At 69.8% G+C, this 19275-nt stretch carries 17 protein-coding genes; 12 read left to right on the top strand and 5 right to left on the bottom strand.

Going from position 1 to position 19275, the window contains the following annotated elements:
- Positions 1–2 precede the first annotated feature (2 nt).
- On the bottom strand, positions 3–878 hold the full coding sequence (locus QE410_RS00185) for an NAD(P)/FAD-dependent oxidoreductase (RefSeq protein WP_307326514.1): 876 nt from the start codon (positions 876–878) through the stop codon (positions 3–5).
- Positions 879–884: 6 nt separating this feature from the next.
- Here QE410_RS00185 and QE410_RS00190 point away from each other — a divergent pair, with 6 nt between their 5' ends.
- A complete protein-coding gene (locus QE410_RS00190) occupies positions 885–1358 on the top strand; it encodes a MerR family transcriptional regulator (RefSeq protein WP_307326516.1) in 474 nt (157 codons plus the stop codon).
- A 9-nt stretch (positions 1359–1367) separates the two neighbouring features.
- The gene (locus QE410_RS00195; protein WP_307326518.1) at positions 1368–2750 is read left to right on the top strand and encodes an ATP-dependent RecD-like DNA helicase; all 1383 of its coding nucleotides are present in this window, start codon (positions 1368–1370) and stop codon (positions 2748–2750) included.
- Positions 2751–2753: 3 nt separating this feature from the next.
- Here QE410_RS00195 and QE410_RS00200 read toward each other — a convergent pair whose 3' ends face one another.
- Positions 2754–3407, bottom strand: a complete 654-nt coding sequence (locus QE410_RS00200) for a heme oxygenase (biliverdin-producing) (RefSeq protein WP_307326520.1) — start codon at positions 3405–3407, stop codon at positions 2754–2756.
- Positions 3408–3591: 184 nt separating this feature from the next.
- Between QE410_RS00200 and QE410_RS00205 the strand changes: the two genes are divergently transcribed.
- The 5 genes from QE410_RS00205 (at position 3592) to QE410_RS00225 (ending at position 8853) form a co-directional block, all read left to right on the top strand.
- A complete protein-coding gene (locus QE410_RS00205) occupies positions 3592–4863 on the top strand; it encodes a serine hydrolase (protein ID WP_307326523.1) in 1272 nt (423 codons plus the stop codon).
- Complete coding sequence (locus QE410_RS00210; protein WP_307326525.1) at positions 4860–5768, top strand: DMT family transporter; 909 nt, start codon at positions 4860–4862, stop codon at positions 5766–5768. The genes QE410_RS00205 and QE410_RS00210 overlap by 4 nt, the downstream gene beginning before the upstream one ends.
- A 144-nt stretch (positions 5769–5912) precedes the next feature.
- A complete protein-coding gene (locus QE410_RS00215; protein WP_307326526.1) occupies positions 5913–6242 on the top strand; it encodes a DUF3140 domain-containing protein in 330 nt (109 codons plus the stop codon).
- Positions 6243–6278: 36 nt separating this feature from the next.
- On the top strand, positions 6279–7277 hold the full coding sequence (locus QE410_RS00220; protein WP_307326528.1) for a magnesium and cobalt transport protein CorA: 999 nt from the start codon (positions 6279–6281) through the stop codon (positions 7275–7277).
- 115 nt (positions 7278–7392) lie between these two features.
- A complete protein-coding gene (locus tag QE410_RS00225) occupies positions 7393–8853 on the top strand; it encodes an amino acid permease (RefSeq protein ID WP_307334273.1) in 1461 nt (486 codons plus the stop codon).
- A 230-nt stretch (positions 8854–9083) separates the two neighbouring features.
- Here QE410_RS00225 and QE410_RS00230 read toward each other — a convergent pair whose 3' ends face one another.
- Positions 9084–10265 carry a 4-hydroxybenzoate 3-monooxygenase gene (locus QE410_RS00230; RefSeq protein ID WP_307326530.1) on the bottom strand — a complete coding sequence of 394 codons (1182 nt, stop codon included), beginning with the start codon at positions 10263–10265 and terminating at the stop codon, positions 9084–9086.
- A 336-nt stretch (positions 10266–10601) separates the two neighbouring features.
- Here QE410_RS00230 and QE410_RS00235 point away from each other — a divergent pair, with 336 nt between their 5' ends.
- The 3 genes from QE410_RS00235 (at position 10602) to QE410_RS00245 (ending at position 14920) form a co-directional block, all read left to right on the top strand.
- The gene (locus QE410_RS00235) at positions 10602–12548 is read left to right on the top strand and encodes a beta-glucoside-specific PTS transporter subunit IIABC (protein WP_307326531.1); all 1947 of its coding nucleotides are present in this window, start codon (positions 10602–10604) and stop codon (positions 12546–12548) included.
- Positions 12548–13987 carry a glycoside hydrolase family 1 protein gene (locus QE410_RS00240; protein ID WP_307326534.1) on the top strand — a complete coding sequence of 480 codons (1440 nt, stop codon included), beginning with the start codon at positions 12548–12550 and terminating at the stop codon, positions 13985–13987. The genes QE410_RS00235 and QE410_RS00240 overlap by 1 nt, the downstream gene beginning before the upstream one ends.
- An 81-nt stretch (positions 13988–14068) precedes the next feature.
- Positions 14069–14920 carry a PRD domain-containing protein gene (locus tag QE410_RS00245; RefSeq protein ID WP_307326537.1) on the top strand — a complete coding sequence of 284 codons (852 nt, stop codon included), beginning with the start codon at positions 14069–14071 and terminating at the stop codon, positions 14918–14920.
- Between the two features lie 27 nt (positions 14921–14947).
- Here the strand turns inward: QE410_RS00245 and QE410_RS00250 are convergent, their stop codons facing one another.
- Positions 14948–15394 carry a hypothetical protein gene (locus tag QE410_RS00250; protein WP_307326538.1) on the bottom strand — a complete coding sequence of 149 codons (447 nt, stop codon included), beginning with the start codon at positions 15392–15394 and terminating at the stop codon, positions 14948–14950.
- Positions 15395–15659: 265 nt separating this feature from the next.
- Positions 15660–16175 carry a MarR family winged helix-turn-helix transcriptional regulator gene (locus tag QE410_RS00255; protein WP_307326540.1) on the bottom strand — a complete coding sequence of 172 codons (516 nt, stop codon included), beginning with the start codon at positions 16173–16175 and terminating at the stop codon, positions 15660–15662.
- A gap of 104 nt (positions 16176–16279) precedes the next feature.
- On the opposite strand from QE410_RS00255, the gene QE410_RS00260 reads away from it, so the two are divergent.
- Positions 16280–17923, top strand: a complete 1644-nt coding sequence (locus QE410_RS00260; protein WP_307326542.1) for a DHA2 family efflux MFS transporter permease subunit — start codon at positions 16280–16282, stop codon at positions 17921–17923.
- On the top strand, positions 17923–19122 hold the full coding sequence (locus QE410_RS00265; RefSeq protein WP_307326544.1) for an FAD-dependent monooxygenase: 1200 nt from the start codon (positions 17923–17925) through the stop codon (positions 19120–19122). The genes QE410_RS00260 and QE410_RS00265 overlap by 1 nt, the downstream gene beginning before the upstream one ends.
- Positions 19123–19275: the final 153 nt, after the last annotated feature.

Raw genomic sequence — 19275 nt, forward strand, 5'->3', positions numbered from 1 at the left:
CGTTACGCCACGAGTGACTGCACCACGGCGACGGCCGCGAGTTGTCCCCCCGCGATGGCCGCCGCGAGCGAGAACATCGGCCCCGGCAGGTGGTCGGGCTGGGCGATGTCACCGACCGCGTAGACGCCCTCGACGCTCGTACGTCCGAACGGGTCGGTGCGGATGGCGCCCGAGTCCTGGCGTTCGAGACCGAGCGCATCGACGAACGCGCCGCGCACGGTCCACGTCGGCGCGACGAAGGCGCCGGCCACCTCGAGCGCGGTCCCGTCGCCCAGCCGAAGGCGGAGTCCGTCGTGACTGCCCGAGACCTCGCTCACGTCATCGGGGGCCACGACGTGCACCTCGGATGCCACCGGCTCCAGCATGCGCGCCAGGACGGCGGCGTGCGGCGAGGCGTTGACGACGGCGACGGGGCGGCCGGCGAACTCGTGGCCGTGGCAGAACGGGCAGTTGGCGACCGTGTCTCCCCAGTGCTCGGCGAGGCCGGCGATCGGGGGGAGCTCGTCGGCCACGCCGCTCGCGAGGATCACCGCGTGAGCGCGGAGGGTGTCGCCGTCCACCGTCACCGTCAGGGCGTCGCCGTCGCGCACGACCTCGGTGGCGACGGCATCCCGGATCTCCACGGCGTCGTACGCGGCGATCTCGCCTCGGGCGATGCGGCGGAGCTCCGCCGGGTCGCGGCCGTCGTTGGTGAGCAGGTTGTGCGCGTGCCGGACGGTACCGTTGCGGTATCCGCCCGAGTCGAGCAGCAGGGTGCGCCGGTGCATCCGGCCGAGTGTGAGCGCCGCCTGCAGGCCCGCGGGGCCGCCTCCGATGATGATCGCGTCGTACACGATGGGCTCCTTCCGCTTGTGTTCGCGTCCATCGTGTGACTTCATGTCGACATGAAGTCAAGCGGTGAGTCCATCGGCGAAGCGGCGGCGCGATTCGGGCTCGACACCCACGTGCTGCGTCACTGGGAGGACGCGGGGCTGCTGCACCCTGCCCGCGATCCAGCCGGGCGCAGACGCTTCGGCGACGACGACGCCGTGCGCATCGCGGTGATCCTGCGCAACAAGGCGGCGGGGCTCTCGCTCGATCAGATCCGTGTACTGCTCGACGACGACGCCCCCGACCGGCATCGGGTGCTCGAGGAGCACGTCGCCGAGCTCGACCGTCGCGCCGCCGAGATCGCCGAGGCGCGCGCGATGACCGAGCACGCGCTGCGGTGCCGGTCGCACGACATCACGCAGTGCCCGCGGTTCCGCAGCCACGTCGCCGACGTGCTCTCGGGCGAAGCGCGCTGGCTGCTCCTCCACACCGAGCCGGCGGCCGGCCCTGTCGGCTCGTCTCCGCCCCGTCGCGATCACGCGAACTAGCATGGGCCGGTGACCACGCCGCCCCTCTCCGCCGAACAGCAGGCGCTGTTCCGGCTGATCGAGGACACCCGCGAGCACGTCTTCGTCACCGGCCGCGCCGGTACCGGCAAGTCGACTCTGCTGCAGCACCTGGCGTGGAACACGAAGAAGCAGATCGCGGTGTGCGCGCCGACGGGCGTGGCGGCGCTGAACGTCGAGGGGCAGACGATCCACTCGCTGTTCCGGCTGCCGATCGGGCTCATCGCGAACGGCGACATCGACCAGAACGACGCCACCCGCAAGATCCTCAACGCCATCGACACCCTGGTCATCGACGAGATCTCGATGGTCAACGCCGATCTGATGGATGCCATCGACCGCTCGCTCCGCCAGGCCCGGGGCCGGCGCTCCGAGCCGTTCGGCGGCACGCAGATCGTCATGTTCGGCGACCCGTACCAGCTGGCGCCCGTCCCGCCGCGGGGCGATGAGATGCGCTACATCCGCGACCACTACCGCTCCTTCTGGTTCTTCGACGCGAAGGTGTGGTCGGGTGAGGCGACCGGCGACGGGCTCATCGACATCGGGCGCCACGGCGCCGATCTGCACGTGAACGAACTGGTCGAGATCCACCGCCAGTCCGACCCCGGGTTCAAGACGCTGCTCAACGCGGTGCGCTACGGGCGCGTGACCGCTGAGATGGCCGGCATCCTGAACACCGCCGGGGCGCGGACGCCGCCGCATCCCGCCGACGGCGAGCACCCGGTCATCACACTCGCCACCCGCAACGACCGCGTGAACACCATCAACCGCAAGCACCTCGACGAACTCGTCGGGCGCACGCAGACGGCGAACGCGGAGATCTCGGGCGACTTCGGCCGCGGCGAGGCCAATTACCCCGCCGAGATGGAGTTGACGCTCAAAGTCGGCGCGCAGGTGATGTTCCTCCGCAACGACGCGGGGCAGTTCGGCGAGGCGCCGCGGTGGGTCAACGGAACGATCGGCACGGTCACCCGCATCGCCGGCGACAGCGTGCGCGTCGAGGTCGACGGCATCCAGCACGACGTCGAGCCGGCCGTGTGGGAAAGGTACCGCTACGCCTACGACCCGGGCACGAAGAACCTGTCGCGCGAGATCGTCGCCGAGTTCACGCAGTTCCCCCTGCGGCTGGCGTGGGCCGTCACGATCCACAAATCGCAGGGCAAGACCTACGACCGCGCGGTGGTCGACCTCGGATCGGGCGCCTTCGCCCCCGGGCAGACCTACGTCGCGCTGAGCCGGCTCACCTCGCTCGACGGTCTGTACTTGACGCGTCCCCTGCGCCCCGGCGACATCCGCGTCGACGAAGACGTCCGCCGCTTCATGAAGCAGGCGTGGCTCTCGCGACAAGACGCCGCCGCCGCACGCCAGGCGTGAGCGTCAGGCGACCCTGTCGGCCTTCGCGCGCGTCAGGTCGGCGAACAGCTCGGTGGTGAAACGGTAGGCGACGAGCACCTCGGCGATGACGCGCTCCTTCTCGGCGTCGTCCCACGGCGCGGCGTCGAGCTGCTCGCGGTAGACGCTCTTGAACGCCTTCGGGTCGGCGATGTCGCCGAACAGCAGGAAACCGATGCCGTTGGTCTCGAATCCGAACTTGCGCTGCATCAGCCGGCCGATCGACGGCCCGCCCGACAGGTCACCGAGCAGTCGCGTGTAATGGTGCGCGACGAACCCGCCGGGCCAGGTCGCTGCCACCCGCCGGATGCGCGCGACGTACGCCTGCGTCGTGGGCAGCGGGTGGATCTCGTCGCGCCAGTGCGGGCCGATGAGGAAGGCGAGGTCGGCTTCGAGTGCAGGGAGGCGCGAGAGCTTGTCGCTCAGGAACACGGATGCCACCGGGTCGGTGCGCATGCGCGCAGACGCCTCTTCGAGTGCGGCGTAGAGGAACCAGTGCTGGGCGATGAGCGCGATGTAATCGTCGCGAGTGCCGGCGCCGGTGAGCAGGTCGGTCATGAAGCCGTCGCACTCGCGGGGGGAGTGCGCGCTGCTGGAGCGCTCGCGCAGAGCCGTGGAGAACGGGACGACGGCGTTCATGCGGCCATCATACGCAAAGAGTTAGGTTTGCCTAACCCCTCGCGCGCAGATCATCGTCGGCCGGGCGGCAGTCGTGATGCAGACGTGACGACCCGGGCGCGCAAGCGGCGGGTCGGCGCTCGCCCCGTGTGTTTGAATTCAACGGGAGCGCGCTTCGTCGCGCTCGGAAACGCTGGGGGTTCACATGCGGAGATGGCGTCGTTCCGCGTCCGTCGCGATCGCGGGCGCGGCAGCGCTCGCGCTCGTGCTGAGCGGCTGCACGAGCCAGAGCTCGGTGTCGATCGACGTCCCCTCTCAGGTGGACGCCCCTCTTCCCGAGGCCACCGTGACCGAGATGCGCGATGCGGTGAGCGCGGCCATCACCGCGACCGGCGCGACCGGTGCGATCGTCGGGGTCTGGGCGCCCTGGAGCGGCACCTGGATCTCCGGCGTGGGCACCCAGGGCCCCGGCGGAGCCGCGGTGACCGACGACATGCAGTTCCGCGCCGCCGACGTCACCGGAGCGATGACGTGCGACGCGGTGTACCGCCTCGCCGCCGACGGGCGCTTCTCGCTCGAGGATCCCCTCACGCAGTGGGTGAGCAACGTGCCCGGCTATGCCGACATCACCCTCCGGCAGCTGTGCGACGGGACGTCGGGACTCGCGTCGTACACCTCGAGCCTCGACGGTCTGGTGCTCAGCAACCCCGACCGCGTGTGGAACGCGCGCGAGCTGATGGCGTACGGCATCGCGAAGCCCCGCCTCAACGACCCCGGCGTCTCTTTCGCGCAGTCGCCGACCAATTTCCTCCTCGCCGGTCTCGCTGTCGAGCGTGTCACCGGGCAGTCGCTCGCGGAGGTCATCGCCGAGCGTGTCACCGAGCCCCTCGGCCTGCAGGCCACCGCGGTGCCGCCTCCCGCGGCCGCCGCCCCCGGCACATCGCCTCTCACGGGTCACTGGTCGCAGCCCAACGCCGAAGGCGCCTTCGACTGCGCAGCTCCGCGCGAGTTCACCGTCATGTCGTCGAGCTACGGGGCCGCCGCCTCGGGGGGCGTCACGAACATCCGCGACCTCGGGCGTTACGCCCAGGCCCTCGCCACCGGCGCGCTCCTGCCCGACGACGACGACCGGTTCGCGAATCCGGTGCCCGTCGCCGCCGATCAGCCGACCTGGTTCACCGCGGCGGGCGGTGCCTATCAGGCCGGTTCGCTCATCGGACAGTTCGGTTCGACGCCCGGTTACATCGTCGGCGCCTTCGCCGACCCCGTCACCGGCATGTCGGTCGCGGTCGCGCTGAACAACTCGGCCGGCAACGAGAACACCGGTGCCTGGCTCGCCTGGCAGCTCGCCGCCATCGCGTCCAAGGCCCCCGCGGCCGAAGGGCAGACCGTGCCGGAGGCAGGGCTCCCCTGGACCGCCGACCAGATGCGCGAGAACATCACCGCCAACGCCATCTGCGCACCCGCCGCCGGATGACAGCACGCGGCGGGCAGGGCTCGGCCGCCGCGCTCGTGCTGGTGGGCCTCGCCTGCCAGGAGGTCGGCGCGTCGTTCGCGGTCATGCTCTTCCCCGAGACGGGCCCGCTCGGCATCGTGATGCTGCGGCTGGTGTTCTCGGCCCTGTTGCTCCTCGTCATCGCCCGTCCGGGCCTGCGGGGCCACACCGCCTTCGCGTGGCGCGCGGTCGTGGGGTTCGGTGTGGTGCTGGCATCCATGAACGGCCTGTTCTACCTGGCGCTGGAGCGCCTGCCGCTCGGGGTGACCGTCACGATCGAGGTGCTCGGTCCGCTGACCCTGTCGATCCTGACCGCGACGGGCATGGCCCGATGGCTCTGGGCGGGACTCGCGCTCGCGGGCGTCATCGCCCTGGGCGCGGGCGGCTGGGACCGGCTCGATCTGCTCGGCGTCGTCTTCGCGCTGGGGGCGGCCGTGAGCTGGGCGCTGTACATCCTCGCGTCGGCGCGCGTGGGGCGGGAGTTCCCCCGCCTCGACGGGCTGGCGCTGGCGATGGCAATGGGGGCGGCGATCGCCCTGCCGTTCGGGATCTGGCAGGCGGGTCCGGCGCTGCTGCGCGTCGACATCCTCGCCCTGGGGGCCGCGGTCGCGCTGTTGTCGTCGACCATCCCCTATGCCCTCGAACTGGTGGCGCTGCGTCGCCTGCCCGCGTCGGCGTTCGCGATCCTCATGAGCCTCGGGCCGGCGACCGCCTCGATCGCCGGCTTCCTGCTGCTCGGGCAGCGCCTGTCGTGGCTCGAGATCGCGGGTATCGCCCTGGTCATCGCGGCCAGCATCGGCGCGGTGCTCGCCGCCGCCCGCCGGGGCGCAGCGGCACGGCATCCGGGACCCGACGCCGACGAGCCGCTCAGCGAGCCCGTCGGCTGAACGGATGCCGCTCGGGCGCGGACGGCTGCGCCGATGCCGGGGGCGGGGCGGATGCCCGCGGATGCCACTGCGGCGCGGCTGCCCCGGGATCGTCGCCGGCGCAAGGGGGCCTCGGTCGCCCTCGACCTTGGCGAGGATGACGGCATGAGCGATGACGACGACCAGACCAAGAAGGACTTCGACGACGCGGTGAACATGACCGCGAGCGAGCTGAAGAAGTGGCTCGACACCGACGAGTCGAAATCCGTCGGGCAGAAGAAGGATGGCGGCGAGTCGACCGGTCACGAGAGCGGGCGGCACATCGTGCGGATCCTCGAGAAGAAGAAGGCCGATCTCACCGACGACGATTACGCCCACATGCGCAAGGTCGTCGGCTACGTCAAGCGCCACAGCGCGCAGAAGCCGAAGGGCGACATCACCGACACCGACTGGCGCTACTCGCTGATGAACTGGGGCAACGACCCGGAGAAGTGACCCGGCGTTCATAGGCGTCGGGAGTACAACGGACTCATGCCCATCATCGACAGCGCCGTGTACGTCGACGGTCACCGCATCGAGAACCCCGCGAGCCTCGACCAGACCTTCGAGTACATGGAGGCCCACGGCGGCATGGCGTGGATCGGGCTGCTGCGTCCCTCGCCCGACGAGCTGGAACGCGTGGCCGCGGAGTTCTCGCTGCACCCGCTCGCCGTGGAGGACGCGCTCACGGGCCATCAGCGGGCGAAGCTCGAACGCTACGGCGACAACCTCTTCGCGGTGCTGCGGCCGGCGCGCTACATCGACGAGAGCGAGACGGTCGAATTCGGCGAGCTGCACGTCTTCATCGGTGCCGATTACGTCGTGACCGTGCGCCACGCCGAAGTGCCCGACCTCTCGCGCGTGCGCCGCCGCCTCGAGAAGAACCCCGACCTGCTCGCGCGCGGACCCGAGGCCGTGCTGTACGCGATCCTCGACGAGGTCGTCGACCAGTACGACCCGGTCGCACGGGGGCTGCGCAACGACGTCGACGAGATCGAGGACCAGCTGTTCGGCACCGGCGGCGCCGAGCTCACGCAGCGCATCTACGAGCTCGCCCGCGAGGTCATCCACTTCCAACGTGCCGCCGAGCCGCTGCGCGGCATGCTCGAGGGTCTGCTGCGCGGAGCCGACAAGTACGGCGTCGACCTCGAGCTGCAGCGCTCGCTCCGCGACGTGCTCGACCACGTGCTGCGTCAGTGCGAGAAGCTCTCGGCATTGCGCGCCATCCTCGACAACGCTCTGACCGTCAACGCCACTCTCGTCACGCAACGTCAGACCGAGACGTCGCTGCAGCAGAACGAGCAGGTGAAGAAGATCTCGGGGTGGGCCGCGATCCTGTTCGGCCCGTCGCTCATCGGGGCCATCTACGGCATGAACTTCGAGAACATGCCCGAATTGACGTGGCAGTACGGCTACCCGATGGCACTCGTGCTGATGGTCGCGGTGTCGGCGGGTCTGTGGGTGACGTTCAAGTGGAAGAAGTGGCTCTGAGCCATGGCATCCGGATGCCGCCGATCTCGGCGCGCTTGCTGGACAGGCGGTGCGCGAAACGAATGATGGGTACGTGAACGACTCCACTCCGCGCTCGGGCGACCCCGCCGAGCCGATCCACACCTCGACCGTGCAGCTCGAGGACAGCGGCTACCACAAGGGCCTGTCGTCGCGTCAGGTGCAGATGATCGCCATCGGCGGCGCGATCGGAACGGGACTGTTCCTCGGCGCCGGCGGCCGTCTCGCCCAGGCGGGTCCGGCGATCGTCATCTCGTACGCCGTGTGCGGCGTCTTCGCGTTCTTCATCCTTCGCGCGCTCGGCGAGCTCGTGCTGCACCGCCCGAGCTCGGGGTCGTTCGTGTCGTACGCGCGCGAGTTCTTCGGCGAGAAGGCCGCGTTCGTCTCGGGCTGGTTCTACTGGATCAACTGGGCGATGACGACGATCGTCGACATCACCGCCGCCGCCGTCTACATGAACTTCTTCGGCAAGTACGTGCCTTGGATCGGCGCCGTGCCGCAGTGGGCGTGGGCGCTCATCGCCCTCATCGTCGTACTGGCGGTCAACCTCGTCTCCGTGAAGGTGTTCGGCGAGCTGGAGTTCTGGTTCGCGCTCATCAAGGTCGCCGCCCTGGTGGCGTTCCTACTGGTCGGCATCTACTTCGTGGTGTTCGGCACCCCCAACGGCTCGCCCGTCGGCTTCTCGCTCATCGCCGACAACGGCGGGTTCCTCCCCAACGGCATCCTGCCCGCCATTCTGCTCATGCAGGGCGTCGTCTTCGCCTACGCCTCGATCGAGCTGATCGGTACCGCCGCCGGTGAGACGAAAGACCCCGAGAAGGTCATGCCCCGCGCCATCAACTCGGTGGTGATACGCGTGGCGGTGTTCTACGTCGGCTCGGTGCTGCTGCTCTCGCTCCTGCTGCCGTTCACGGCGTACTCGGCCGGGCAGAGCCCGTTCGTGACCTTCTTCGCCTCGATCGGGGTGCCGGGCGTCGACGTGATCATGAACATGGTCGTGCTCACCGCGGCGCTGTCGTCGCTGAACGCAGGTCTCTACTCGACCGGGCGCATCCTGCGCTCGATGGCGATCGCGGGCTCCGCGCCGCAGTTCGCGGCCCGCATGAACAAGGCCGGCGTGCCCTACGGCGGCATCGCGATCACCGCGGTCGTGGCGCTGCTGGGCGTGGTGCTGAACTTCTTCGTGCCCGCCGAGGCGTTCGAGACGGTTCTCAGCGTCGCGTCGGTCGGCATCATCTCGACGTGGGCGACCATCATCATCTGCCAGATGCGTCTGAAGCAGCTCGCCGACCGCGGGCTGCTGGTGCGGCCGTCGTTCCGTCTGTTCGGTGCTCCGTACACGAACTGGGTGACGCTGGTGTTCCTCGCGGGTGTGCTCGTGCTGGTCTTCGTCGACTCACCGGCCACGCTCGTGGCCACGGTCATCGCCGTGGTCGGCATCGTCATCGGCTGGTACGCCTGCCGCAAGCGCATCGCGGAACTGGCCGCCGAGCGCGAGGGCTTCACGGGAACGCACCCGGTGGTTCCGAGCCCGTTCCCGAAGGCACCCGAGGACTGAGCGTCTTCGCCCGGGTGACCGCTGCGCCGGTGGTCTTCGCCGGTTCGGGGCGGGTGTCGCCGATCGGGGCGTGATCCTTCCGCCCCGATTGGCCGATTCCGCCCCGAGTCGGCGTGGCCGTGACGGGTCGCGGCCGAGCCGATTCCGCCCCGAGCCGGCGTGGCCGTGACGGGTCGCGGCCGGGCCGATTCCGCCCCGAACCGGCGTGGCCGTGACGGGTCGCGGCCGGGTCAGGCGTCGAGCGGCCAGCCGCAGTACGCCTCGGCGAGCAAGGCCCGTCCGTGCGCGGACTCCACGACGGTGCGCAGCTCGCCGAGCTGACGCCGACGGTCGAAGTCGGTGGCATCCGGAGCCACGTGCAGCATGCTCGTCATCCACCACGAGAAGTGCTGGGCCTTCCAGATGCGGCGGCTGGCGGTCTCGGGGTACGCATCGAGCAGACGCTCGTCGCCCTCGAGCAGCAGGGTGCGCAGCGCCTCGGCGAGCAGGCGCACGTCGGCGATCGCCAGGTTCATGCCCTTCGCGCCGGTCGGCGGCACGGTGTGCGCGGCGTCGCCGACGAGAGCCACGCGGCCGCGGCGCAGCTCGTGCGCGACGAAGCTGCGGAAGCGCAGCACGTCGCGCTGGAAGATCGGGCCCTCTTTCAGCGTGGTGCCCGGGACGCGTTTCTGCAGCTCGTCCCACAGCTGCGCCTCCGAGTACGCGGCGGTGTCGGTGTCGGGGTCGCACTGGAAGTACATTCGCTGGACGGTGTCGGACCGCTGACTGACGAGAGCGAAGCCGTCGGGGGAGTTGCTGTAGATGAGCTCGTCGCTGCTCGGCGGCGCTTCGCAGAGGATGCCGAACCAGGCGAACGGGTACTCGCGGAAGTATCCGCCGGTCATCGACCCCGTGACCGCCGCGCGGGCGATGCTGCGCGAACCGTCGGAGCCGACAACGAAGTCCGCCTCGATGACGAACCGCTCACCGTCGGCGTCGCGCGCGATCACCCGGGGGCGGGCGCTGTCGGCGTCTTCGACCGCCTCCGCCGTCACTCCGAAGCGGAGGTCTTGTCCCGCGGCGAGGCGCGCGGAGATGAGGTCTTTGAGCACCTCGTGCTGCGGGTACAGCCAGACCGCACGACCGACGGTATCGGCGAAGTCGACGCGGTGCCCCTCGCCCTCGAAGCGCAGTTCGATGCCGTCGTGGCGGTGGCCGACGGTGCGGGCGCGCGAGGCCGGGCCGATCGTGTCGAGCAGTTCGACGGTGCCCTGCTCCAGGATGCCGGCGCGGATCGTGCTCTCGATCTCGTCGCGCGAGCGCTGGTCGACGATGATCGACTCGATGCCGGACTGCGCGAGCAGGTGCGAGAGCAGGAGGCCTGCGGGGCCGGCGCCGACGATGGCGACGCGGGTGCGGGCGGTGATGGTCATGAGGCGTCTCCTTCGACGGTGGCTGTGATCGATGGTGCCCGCGACCCTGACGATGCACGGTGGGATTCCCATTGAATGAGGATGCGGTTCGCTTGTCGGGGTGGTCGGGGTCGGCGCGACCGGTGCACATCCCGGCCCTCGTGGCTTCCCCTTCGCTTGACAACCGCGCGCCGAGGTGTATCGTGACCTCAGCATCTTCGTGATGCGAGCACTGGTATGTAACTCGTTTCGAGCGAGGCAAGGCCTGAGCTTCGACCAACACCCTTGGTCAGAGTTCGGGCCTTTTTTGTTGCCTTTTTTCCGCGAGTTCGATGACGAACGACAAGGAGTACGGTCATGGCCACCGTCAACTACTCGACCCTGGCGGGCGACGTCCTCTCCGCCGTGGGCGGCGAAGACAACGTCGCGGGAGTCGTGCACTGCGCGACCCGCCTGCGCTTCACCCTGCGCGACCGCGCCCGCGCCGACAAGGACGCCGTCACCGCCCTCCCGGGCGTGATCACCGTCGTCGAGAACGGCGGGCAGTTCCAGGTCGTCGTGGGCAACAACGTCTCCAAGGTGTACGCGGGCCTGCCCGCGTCGCTCACCGAAGGGGACCGCACCCCCGCCGCGGACGGGGGCGGGCAGAAGGCCGGCATCCTCTCGCGGGTGATCGACGTCGTCTCGGCGATCTTCGCGCCGATCCTCGGCGTGCTGGCGGCGACGGGCATCCTCAAGGGCCTGCTGATCATCCTCTCGACCACGGGCGTGCTGCCCTCGTCGTCGACGACCTACCAGGTGCTGTTCGCCACCGCCGACGCGTTCTTCGCGTTCCTGCCGATGCTGCTCGCCGTCACCACGGCCCGCAAGTTCGGCGCGAACGTCTTCACCGCGATGGCCGTCGCGGGCGCCCTGATCTACACGAACCTCGTCAACGTCACCTGGGTCATCGACGGCGAGCGCGTGCCGATGACCATGCTGGAGTACCTGCGGGCCGGCAACCCCGTCGACTTCCTCGGCATCCCGGTGCTGCTGCAGACCTACACCTCGTCTGTCGTGCCCATCATCCTGGCCGTCTGGCTGCTGTCGTACGTCGAGCGCCTGGCCAACCGGTTCATCCACGAGGCGGTGCGCAGCTTCATCACGCCGCTCATCAGCCTCGTGATCGTCGTCCCCGTCACCCTTCTCACCATCGGCCCCGCCGGCACCTGGGTCAGCGCGCTCATGGCCGACCTCATGACCGGCGCCTACCAGTTCTCGCCGATCGTGCTCGGCATCCTGATGGGTGGCCTGTGGCAGGTGCTCGTGATCTTCGGCGTGCACTGGGGCATCGTGCCGCTGTTCATCAACAACATCGCCAACACCGGGTTCGACTACATGAAGTCCGCCGCCTTCCCGGCCGTGCTCGCCCAGGCCGGTGCCGCCCTCGGCGTGACCCTGCGCCTGCGCGAGAAGAAGACCAAGGCCCTCGGCTTCTCGGCGACCCTCGCCGCCGTGTTCGGCGTGACCGAGCCGGCGATCTACGGCATCACCCTTCCCCGCAAGCGCGCGTTCCTCGTCGCGGGCATCTCGGGTGCCATCGGCGGCGCGATCGTGGGCGCGGGCGGCGTCAAGGTGTTCTCGACCGGCGCGCCCGGCCTGCTGACCCTGCCGATCGGCATCGATCCCTCGGGCGACCCGACGAACTTCCTCTGGCTGATCGTCGGCACGATCGTGGCCTTCGTGCTGTCGGCCATCGGCACCTACTTCTTCGGCTTCAGCCGCGCCGACCTGGCGAAGGACCGCGCCGCCGCCGCGGCCGAGCGCGCCCCCGTCGAGGCGGCACCCGCCGGTGCGTCGCCTGCCGAGGCGTCGCTCACCGTGCTCTCCCCCGCGCGCGGTGAGATCGTCGCCCTCGCGGAGGTGCCCGACAAGGCGTTCGCCTCGGGCGCGATGGGGCAGGGCTTCGCCGTGCGACCCGCCGACGGCACCTTCGTCTCGCCCGCGGCCGGCGAGGTGGTCGTGGCGCAGGGCCACGCGTACGGCATCAAGACGGCCGACGGAGCCGAGCTGCTCGTGCACATCGGCATCGACACGGTGGGGCTCAACGGCGCCCCCTTCACCCCGCGGGTCGCGGTCGGTGACACCGTGGCGGCCGGGGCGCCCCTGGTCGACGTGGATCTCGCGGCGATCCGCGCGGCGGGACTGGATGCCATCACGCCCGTCGTCGTGATCAACAGCACCGACTTCGGCGCGTTCGAGGTGCCCGGCCTGGGGGCCGCCACCGCGGGCGCTCCCGCCCTCGTCGCGACCAAGGAGAACTGATGCAGTACCGCGAGCTCCCCGAGTTCCCCGCCGACTTCTTCTGGGGCGGATCGACCTCGGCCTACCAGGTGGAAGGGGCCATCGACGAGGACGGCAAGGGCCCCTCGGTCATCGACGCGAACAACGTCGGCCGCGCCGACCGCACGGCGTACGCCGTCGCGAGCGACCACTATCACCGCTACGCCGAGGACATCGCCCTGATGGCCGAGATCGGCTTCCGGGCGTACCGCTTCTCGATCGCCTGGACGCGGATCATCCCCGACGGCGACGGCGAGATCAATCCCCTCGGCGTCGCGCACTATCACGCGGTCATCGACGAGCTGCTGGCCCGGGGCATCGAGCCGATCGTGACGATGTACCACTTCGACCTTCCGCAGGCCCTCGCCGAGAAGGGCGGCTGGTCGAACCGGGCGACAGCCGACGCGTTCGTGCGCTACGCCGAGGTGCTCTACCGCGAGTACGGCGACAAGGTGCGCTGGTGGCTCACGATCAACGAGCAGAACATGATGATCCTGCACGGCACCGCTCTCGGGGTGAGCACGGGCGACGCCGCCGACGCGAAGCGCGATCTGTACCAGCAGAACCACCACATGTTCCTCGCCCAGTCCCGAGCGATGGCGCTGTGCCACCGGATGCTGCCCGAGGCGAAGATCGGCCCGGCCCCCAACATCGCCTACGTCTACCCGGCGTCCAGCAAGCCGGACGACGTCGTCGCCGCCGACGACTGGAACGCGGTGCGCAACTGGCTCTACACCGATCTCGCCGTGCACGGCCGGTACAACTCGCTCGCGTGGGCGTATCTGGTCGAGCGCGGGTGGGAGCCGACGATCGAGCCGGGCGACCTGGAGGATCTGGCATCCGCTCGCCCTGACTTCGTGGCGTTCAACTACTACGCGACCCAGACCGTCGCGGCATCCACGGGCACGTCGGCGGACCTTGCCGCTCGCCCCGGGGATCAGCAGATGGTCCGCGGCGAGGTGGGGCTGTACCGCGCCACGCAGAACCCGAACCTGCCGACCAACGCGTTCGGGTGGGAGATCGACCCGGTCGGCTTCCGGACGACCTTCCGCGCCCTCTGGGATCGCTACCGCCTGCCCCTGTTGGTGACGGAGAACGGCCTCGGCGCGTTCGACACCCCCGAGGAGGACGGCTCGATCCAGGACGACTACCGCATCGACTACCTGCAGCGGCACCTCGAGCAGATGCGTCTGGCGATCGCGGACGGCGTCGAGGTGTTGGGGTACTGCCCCTGGTCGGCGATCGACCTCGTCTCCACCCACCAAGGCGCCGCGAAGCGCTACGGCTTCATCTACGTCGACCGCGGCGACGACGACCTGCGCACACTCGCGCGCACGCGGAAGAAGTCGTCGTACTGGTACGCCGACGTCATCGCCACGCGCGGTCGCGCGCTCGAGCCGGCAACCACCGCCGAAGCATGACAATGGGGGTGGGGTCCCACCGACCCCACCCCCATCGCGTCGCCCGCCCCGCGGCCCGCCGCGGCATCCAAGGAAGATGCAATGGAGATCATCCGGGTTCTGAACAACAATGCCGCGATCGTGCGCGGTGACGACGACGTCGAGATCGTCGTCCTCGGCAAGGGCATCGCCCACGGGAGGAAGCGCGGCGAGCGTCTCGACGACACCACCGTCATCGACCAGGTCTTCCGGCCCGACTCCCGGCATCCGGTCGAGCGGATCGCCGCCTACCTGTCGGACATCCCCCTCGACGTCGTGCGATGCGCCGCCCTCGTCGCGGAGCGCGCCCACGACCGGTTGGGGATCCGCGTGTCGCAGGCGCTCATCCTCCCCCTCGCCGACCACCTGGCATTCGCCATCGATCGGGTGCGCCAGGGCATCGAGATGGACTACCCCCTGCGCTGGGAGGTGTCGCAGCTGTATCCCCGCGAGGTGGCGGTCGGGCGAGAGGCGGTGGACCTCGCCGCCGCGCGCCTGGGCGCCGTGCTGCCGGCCGACGAAGCGATCTCGTTCGCGCTGCACTTCGTCAACGCCGCGTTCGCGTCGGAGGGCATGGCCCCCACCATCCACATGACCGAACGCATCGGTCGGGTGCTCGAGGTGGTGTCGCAGTCGATGGGGGTGACCCTGGATGCCGAGTCGATGAACGTCGCGCGCTTCGTCACGCACCTGCGCTACCTCTTCGTGCGTCTGGACGCCGACGCGCTGTTCGACGACCCGTCCGCCGAGCTGCTCAGCGGCATCCGCGCCTCGCATCCCGCCGCCTACGCCTGCGCGCAGCGCGTGCGCTACCTGCTCGAGATGGGCGGGGCCCGCCTCACCGAGGACGAGGTGCTCTACCTGGCGCTGCACGTCGCGCGGGTCACCACGCGCGCCGAGACCCGCGCCGAGTGAGGGGGGAGAGCGGCGCGGGCCTCGGGGTCAGGGGGTCGCGACGGTGACGTCGAAGCTCACGCGCTGGCCGTCGGCTCCCGAGACCCACGCCGTGGTCTTGCCCGGCTTCTGAGCGAAGAACGCCGCGTCGTCGGTCCCGTCGGATGCTTCGAACTGGACGATGCCGTCGTCGTCCGAGCCGCCCGTGCCCGGGAAGGTCCGCCCCTGGGGAGCGTCGAGAACGACGAGGAGGGCTTGGCCCGGCTCCAGCGTCACCGCCCCCGCGGCCAGCTGGCTGGGTGTGGCGATCAGCGGAGCCACGGGTGCGTCGATGACGTCGTCGTCGGGTGCGGGGACGCCGTCGATGAACGTGCTGTCGTGCGGCGCGACGGTGTTCTGCATGGCGCTGACCGCCGTCCCGCCGATGAATCCCACGCCGCCGATGAGGATCACGGCTGTGGCGGCGGTCACCGCGGTGAGAGTCTTGACGTTCATGGGGGAGACCTTCCGATGAGACCGCGGCCCGTTCCGGTGAACGGGCGATCATCGCGGCGTGCACTGTGCTCATGGCCGCGACCGTGCCGCGTCTTTCACGTTCCCCGGAATTTCTTCTCGGACGCCTCGAGGTGACGGCCTCGGCCGACGGCGGACATCTCGACGTCGTGCACACCCGTGCGATGAATCGTTCCCGGGCGCGGACGACGTCTTCTCCGACACGGTGCGGGCTCCACCGGACCTGACGACGCCGAGACGAGCCGGCTCAGTCGTGTCGCCCGGCGGACGCGTTCTCGCTCCCGGGGCCCTCCGAGATGTACTCGTCGGTGGCATCCCTCATCGCCATCAGCACGGCCGAGAACTCGGCGAGGAACGCCGGCGAGTGCGCGGCGAGCATCGCGTCGAGGCGCCGCCCGAGAGGCGCGAAGAACTCGTCGGCGAGGCGCTGGACCTCGGGTGTCGAGTGCAGTGTCACGACCCGCCGATCCGCCTGCGTGCGGCTGCGGGTCACATGGCCGACCGCTTCGAGCCGGTTCAGAAGGGTCGAGGTGGCGCCGAAGCTGAGTCCGATCTGGTCGCTCAGTCTCGCCGGCGACAGCGGCGTGCCGCGCTCTTCGGCCCCGAGGATCTCGATCATCGCCGCAGCGTCCGTGGAGTGCAATCCGGCGTATGCGGCGAAGGCCCGCGCGACCTGCGTATACGTCGCTCCGTAGGCGCGGAGTGCGTCGGTGACCGAGCGCGAACCCGGGTTCAGAGCCTGAGCGGCGTCGTCGTCACCCATGAAGCCCCCGTCCCGACGTCCTGCGACCGGACTTGCAGGTTATCACTTCATCAAGTTATTCTCCCGAAGAACCATTTGATTGTGGAACTATTTGAGGAGAGACAATGCCACGTTCCGAGAACGCGCGCCGCTGGGTCGGCTTGATCGCCGTGGCTCTGGGGGTGGCCCTGATCGTCGTGGACACGACGATCGTCAACGTCATCACCCCCTCGGTGATCGATGACCTGGGCATCGACTCGAGCCAGGCGCAGTGGATCCAGGAGTCGTACGCGATCGTCTTCGCCGCACTGCTCCTCGTCGTCGGACGCATCTCCGACCTGTGGGGGGCGAAGACGGTGTTCCTCGCCGGCGTCGTCGCCTTCGGCCTCACGAGCTTGCTCGCCGGTCTCGCGCCTACGGGCGAGATCCTGGTCCTCGCCCGCTTCCTGCAGGGCATCGGCGCCGCCGCCGTGCTGCCGACTTCGCTCGCCCTGCTCAACGCGATGTTCGTCGGCGCCGCGCGCGGCAAGGCATTCGCCGTCTGGGGCTCGACGATCGGCGCCGCCACGGCGCTCGGTCCCGTCCTGGGCGGGTGGCTCTCCGAGCACGCGTCGTGGCGCTGGGCGTTCGGCATCAACATTCCGCTGACGATCGTCATCGTCGTCATCGGGGTGCTGTTCCTCCTCCAGCCCGCCCGCTCGCGTGGCGGCGTCGACGTCATCAGCGCCGCTCTCTCGGTCAGCGGTCTCGGACTGCTCGCGTTCGGGCTCGTCGAGGGTCGTGTCTACGGCTGGCTCCTGAGCGAGAACGCCTTCGAGGTGTTCGGCTTGCGCTGGGACTCCGGCCTGTCACCCGCCTTCGTCGCGCTCGTCGCCTCGGCGCTGCTTCTCGCCTTCTTCGTGGGGAGGCAGGCACGGCTCAGCCGCCCCGGCAGCCGCCACCAGCCGCTCATGGACACGCGCCTGTTCTCGATCGCGTCCTTCCGCAACGGCAACGTGGCCACCCTGATCATCGGGCTCGGCGAATTCGGCATCATCGCCGTGCTTCCCCTCTGGCTGCAGTTCACCCTCGGCTACTCGCCCCTGCAGGCGGGCCTCGCCCTCGTCCCGATCGCGATCGGCAGCTTCGTCGCCAGCGGCATCAGCTTCCCCCTCTCGAACCGCGTCAGCGCGTTGGCCTTCGTGCGACTCGGACTGGTGCTCGAGGTGCTCGGCCTCGCCGGCCTCGGTCTCGTCGCGGCTGTCACCGACGCGTCGTGGCTGCTCATCGCGGTCGTCCTCTTCTTCTACGGCGTGGGCGTCGGCTTCGCCACCGCGCAGGTCACCAACGTCGTCCTCGCCGACGTGCCCGCAGAGGAGGGCGGCCAGAGCTCGGGCATCCAGAGCACCTTCCGCCAGCTCGGTTCGGCGCTCGGGATCGCGGCGCTCACGACCGTCTTCTTCTCGACCTTGGGCGGGGGACTGCAGAACAGGCTCGAGGCCAGCGGGTATGCCCCTTCCGACGCGAAAGGCTTCGCCGATGCCGTGACCGACAGCGCCGGCGCGGCGATCGAGCCGATCGGTCAGGTACCGGGCCTCGAGAACGTCGCCGACCTGGCCCGTCAGGCGATGACGGATGCCGTGGCCTTCGGCGCCTTCCTCGCCGCCGGGTTCTTGGTGGTCGGCGTCATCGCCACCTTCCTGATCCCCTCGCGCCCGGCGGGCGTCGAAGCAGCGCGCGACGTCGAGCGGCAGGCCTCCTCGGCGACAGCCACGACGGAGGTGGCGTGATGACGGCGCGCCGGCGCGTCCTCATCAGCGGCGCGAGCATCGCGGGGCCGGCACTGGCCTTCTGGATGGAGCGCGCGGCGTGGGACGTCACCGTCATCGAGCGCGCGCCCGAACTGCGCGCTGGCGGACAGAACATCGACATCCGCGGCGCCGGCCGCGAGGTGGTGCGCCGCATGGGAGTCGAAGAGGCGATCCGGGCCCGGAACACGCGTGAGGCAGGAACGCGATTCATCGGGAGCCGCGGGCAGACCGTGGCGAGCTTCCCCGCCGGGCGTGACGACACCGGCGGGGCGACGGCCGAGCTCGAAATCCTCCGCGGCGAGTTGTCGCGGGTGTTGTTCGACCTCACCGACGAGCGCGTCGAGTACCGCTTCGCCACCACGATCCGTTCGTTCGACGATCACGGTGCCGGCGCACACGTCACGTTCGACGACGGAACCGACGAGCAGTTCGACCTCGTCGTGATCGCCGAGGGTATGCGCTCTCGCACACGCCGATTGGTCTTCCCCGGCATCGACCCGATCGTCTCGAAGAACATGTCGACGGCGTACCTGACCATCCCACGGGAACCCGACGACACCGACTGGTGGCGGTGGTACACCGCCCGGGGCGGACGGAGTATCAGCCTGCGCCCCGACAACCTGGGAACGATCCGCGCCGCACTGTCCTACCCGACCCGCGGCGACGAGCGGGCCGATACAGGCGACGACGACTCCGGTCGTTCGCGAGACGCGCTGCGCAGGCGATTCGCGGATGCCGGATGGCAAGCGCCTCGCGTGTTGCGCGAGATGGCCCACGCCGAGGAGTTCTATCTCGACAGGGTCGGCCAGGTGCACCTCGACACGTGGCACCGTGGCAGCGTTGCGCTCGTCGGCGACGCCGCCTATTGCGCGTCTCCACTGAGCGGCATGGGCACGACCCTCTCACTCGTGGGTGCCTACGTCCTGGCCGGCGAGCTCGGGCGCAACACCGATGTCGAGACGGCCCTTGAGCGCTACGAGGACATCCTCCGTCCGTTCGTCGAGCGTGCACAAGATCTGCCACCAGGCACACCGCGACTCGCGAATCCCCGCTCTCGCGCCGGACGAGCTCTCTTCCACGGGGTGCTGCGAGCGGCCTCGTCGCGCGCCGGACGTCGGCTGACCGCGGGGCTGTTCCGCCCTCCCGCCGACACGTTCGCACTGCCCGACTACGGGTGACCCGCGGGCTCGGTGCCGTTGCCCGCTCGGGTGGAGAAACCGTGATGAATCGCATCCCGCGGCCCACACCTGCGGCAGCGCGTGCGCTCTGTGCTCGGAGCGATCCCGAGCGCCGAGCCGAGCTGGCGGAAGGTGCTCTGGTCGCCGCGCTCG

It is taken from the genome of Microbacterium sp. SORGH_AS_1204, from assembly GCF_030818935.1.
GTDB lineage: Bacteria > Actinomycetota > Actinomycetes > Actinomycetales > Microbacteriaceae > Microbacterium.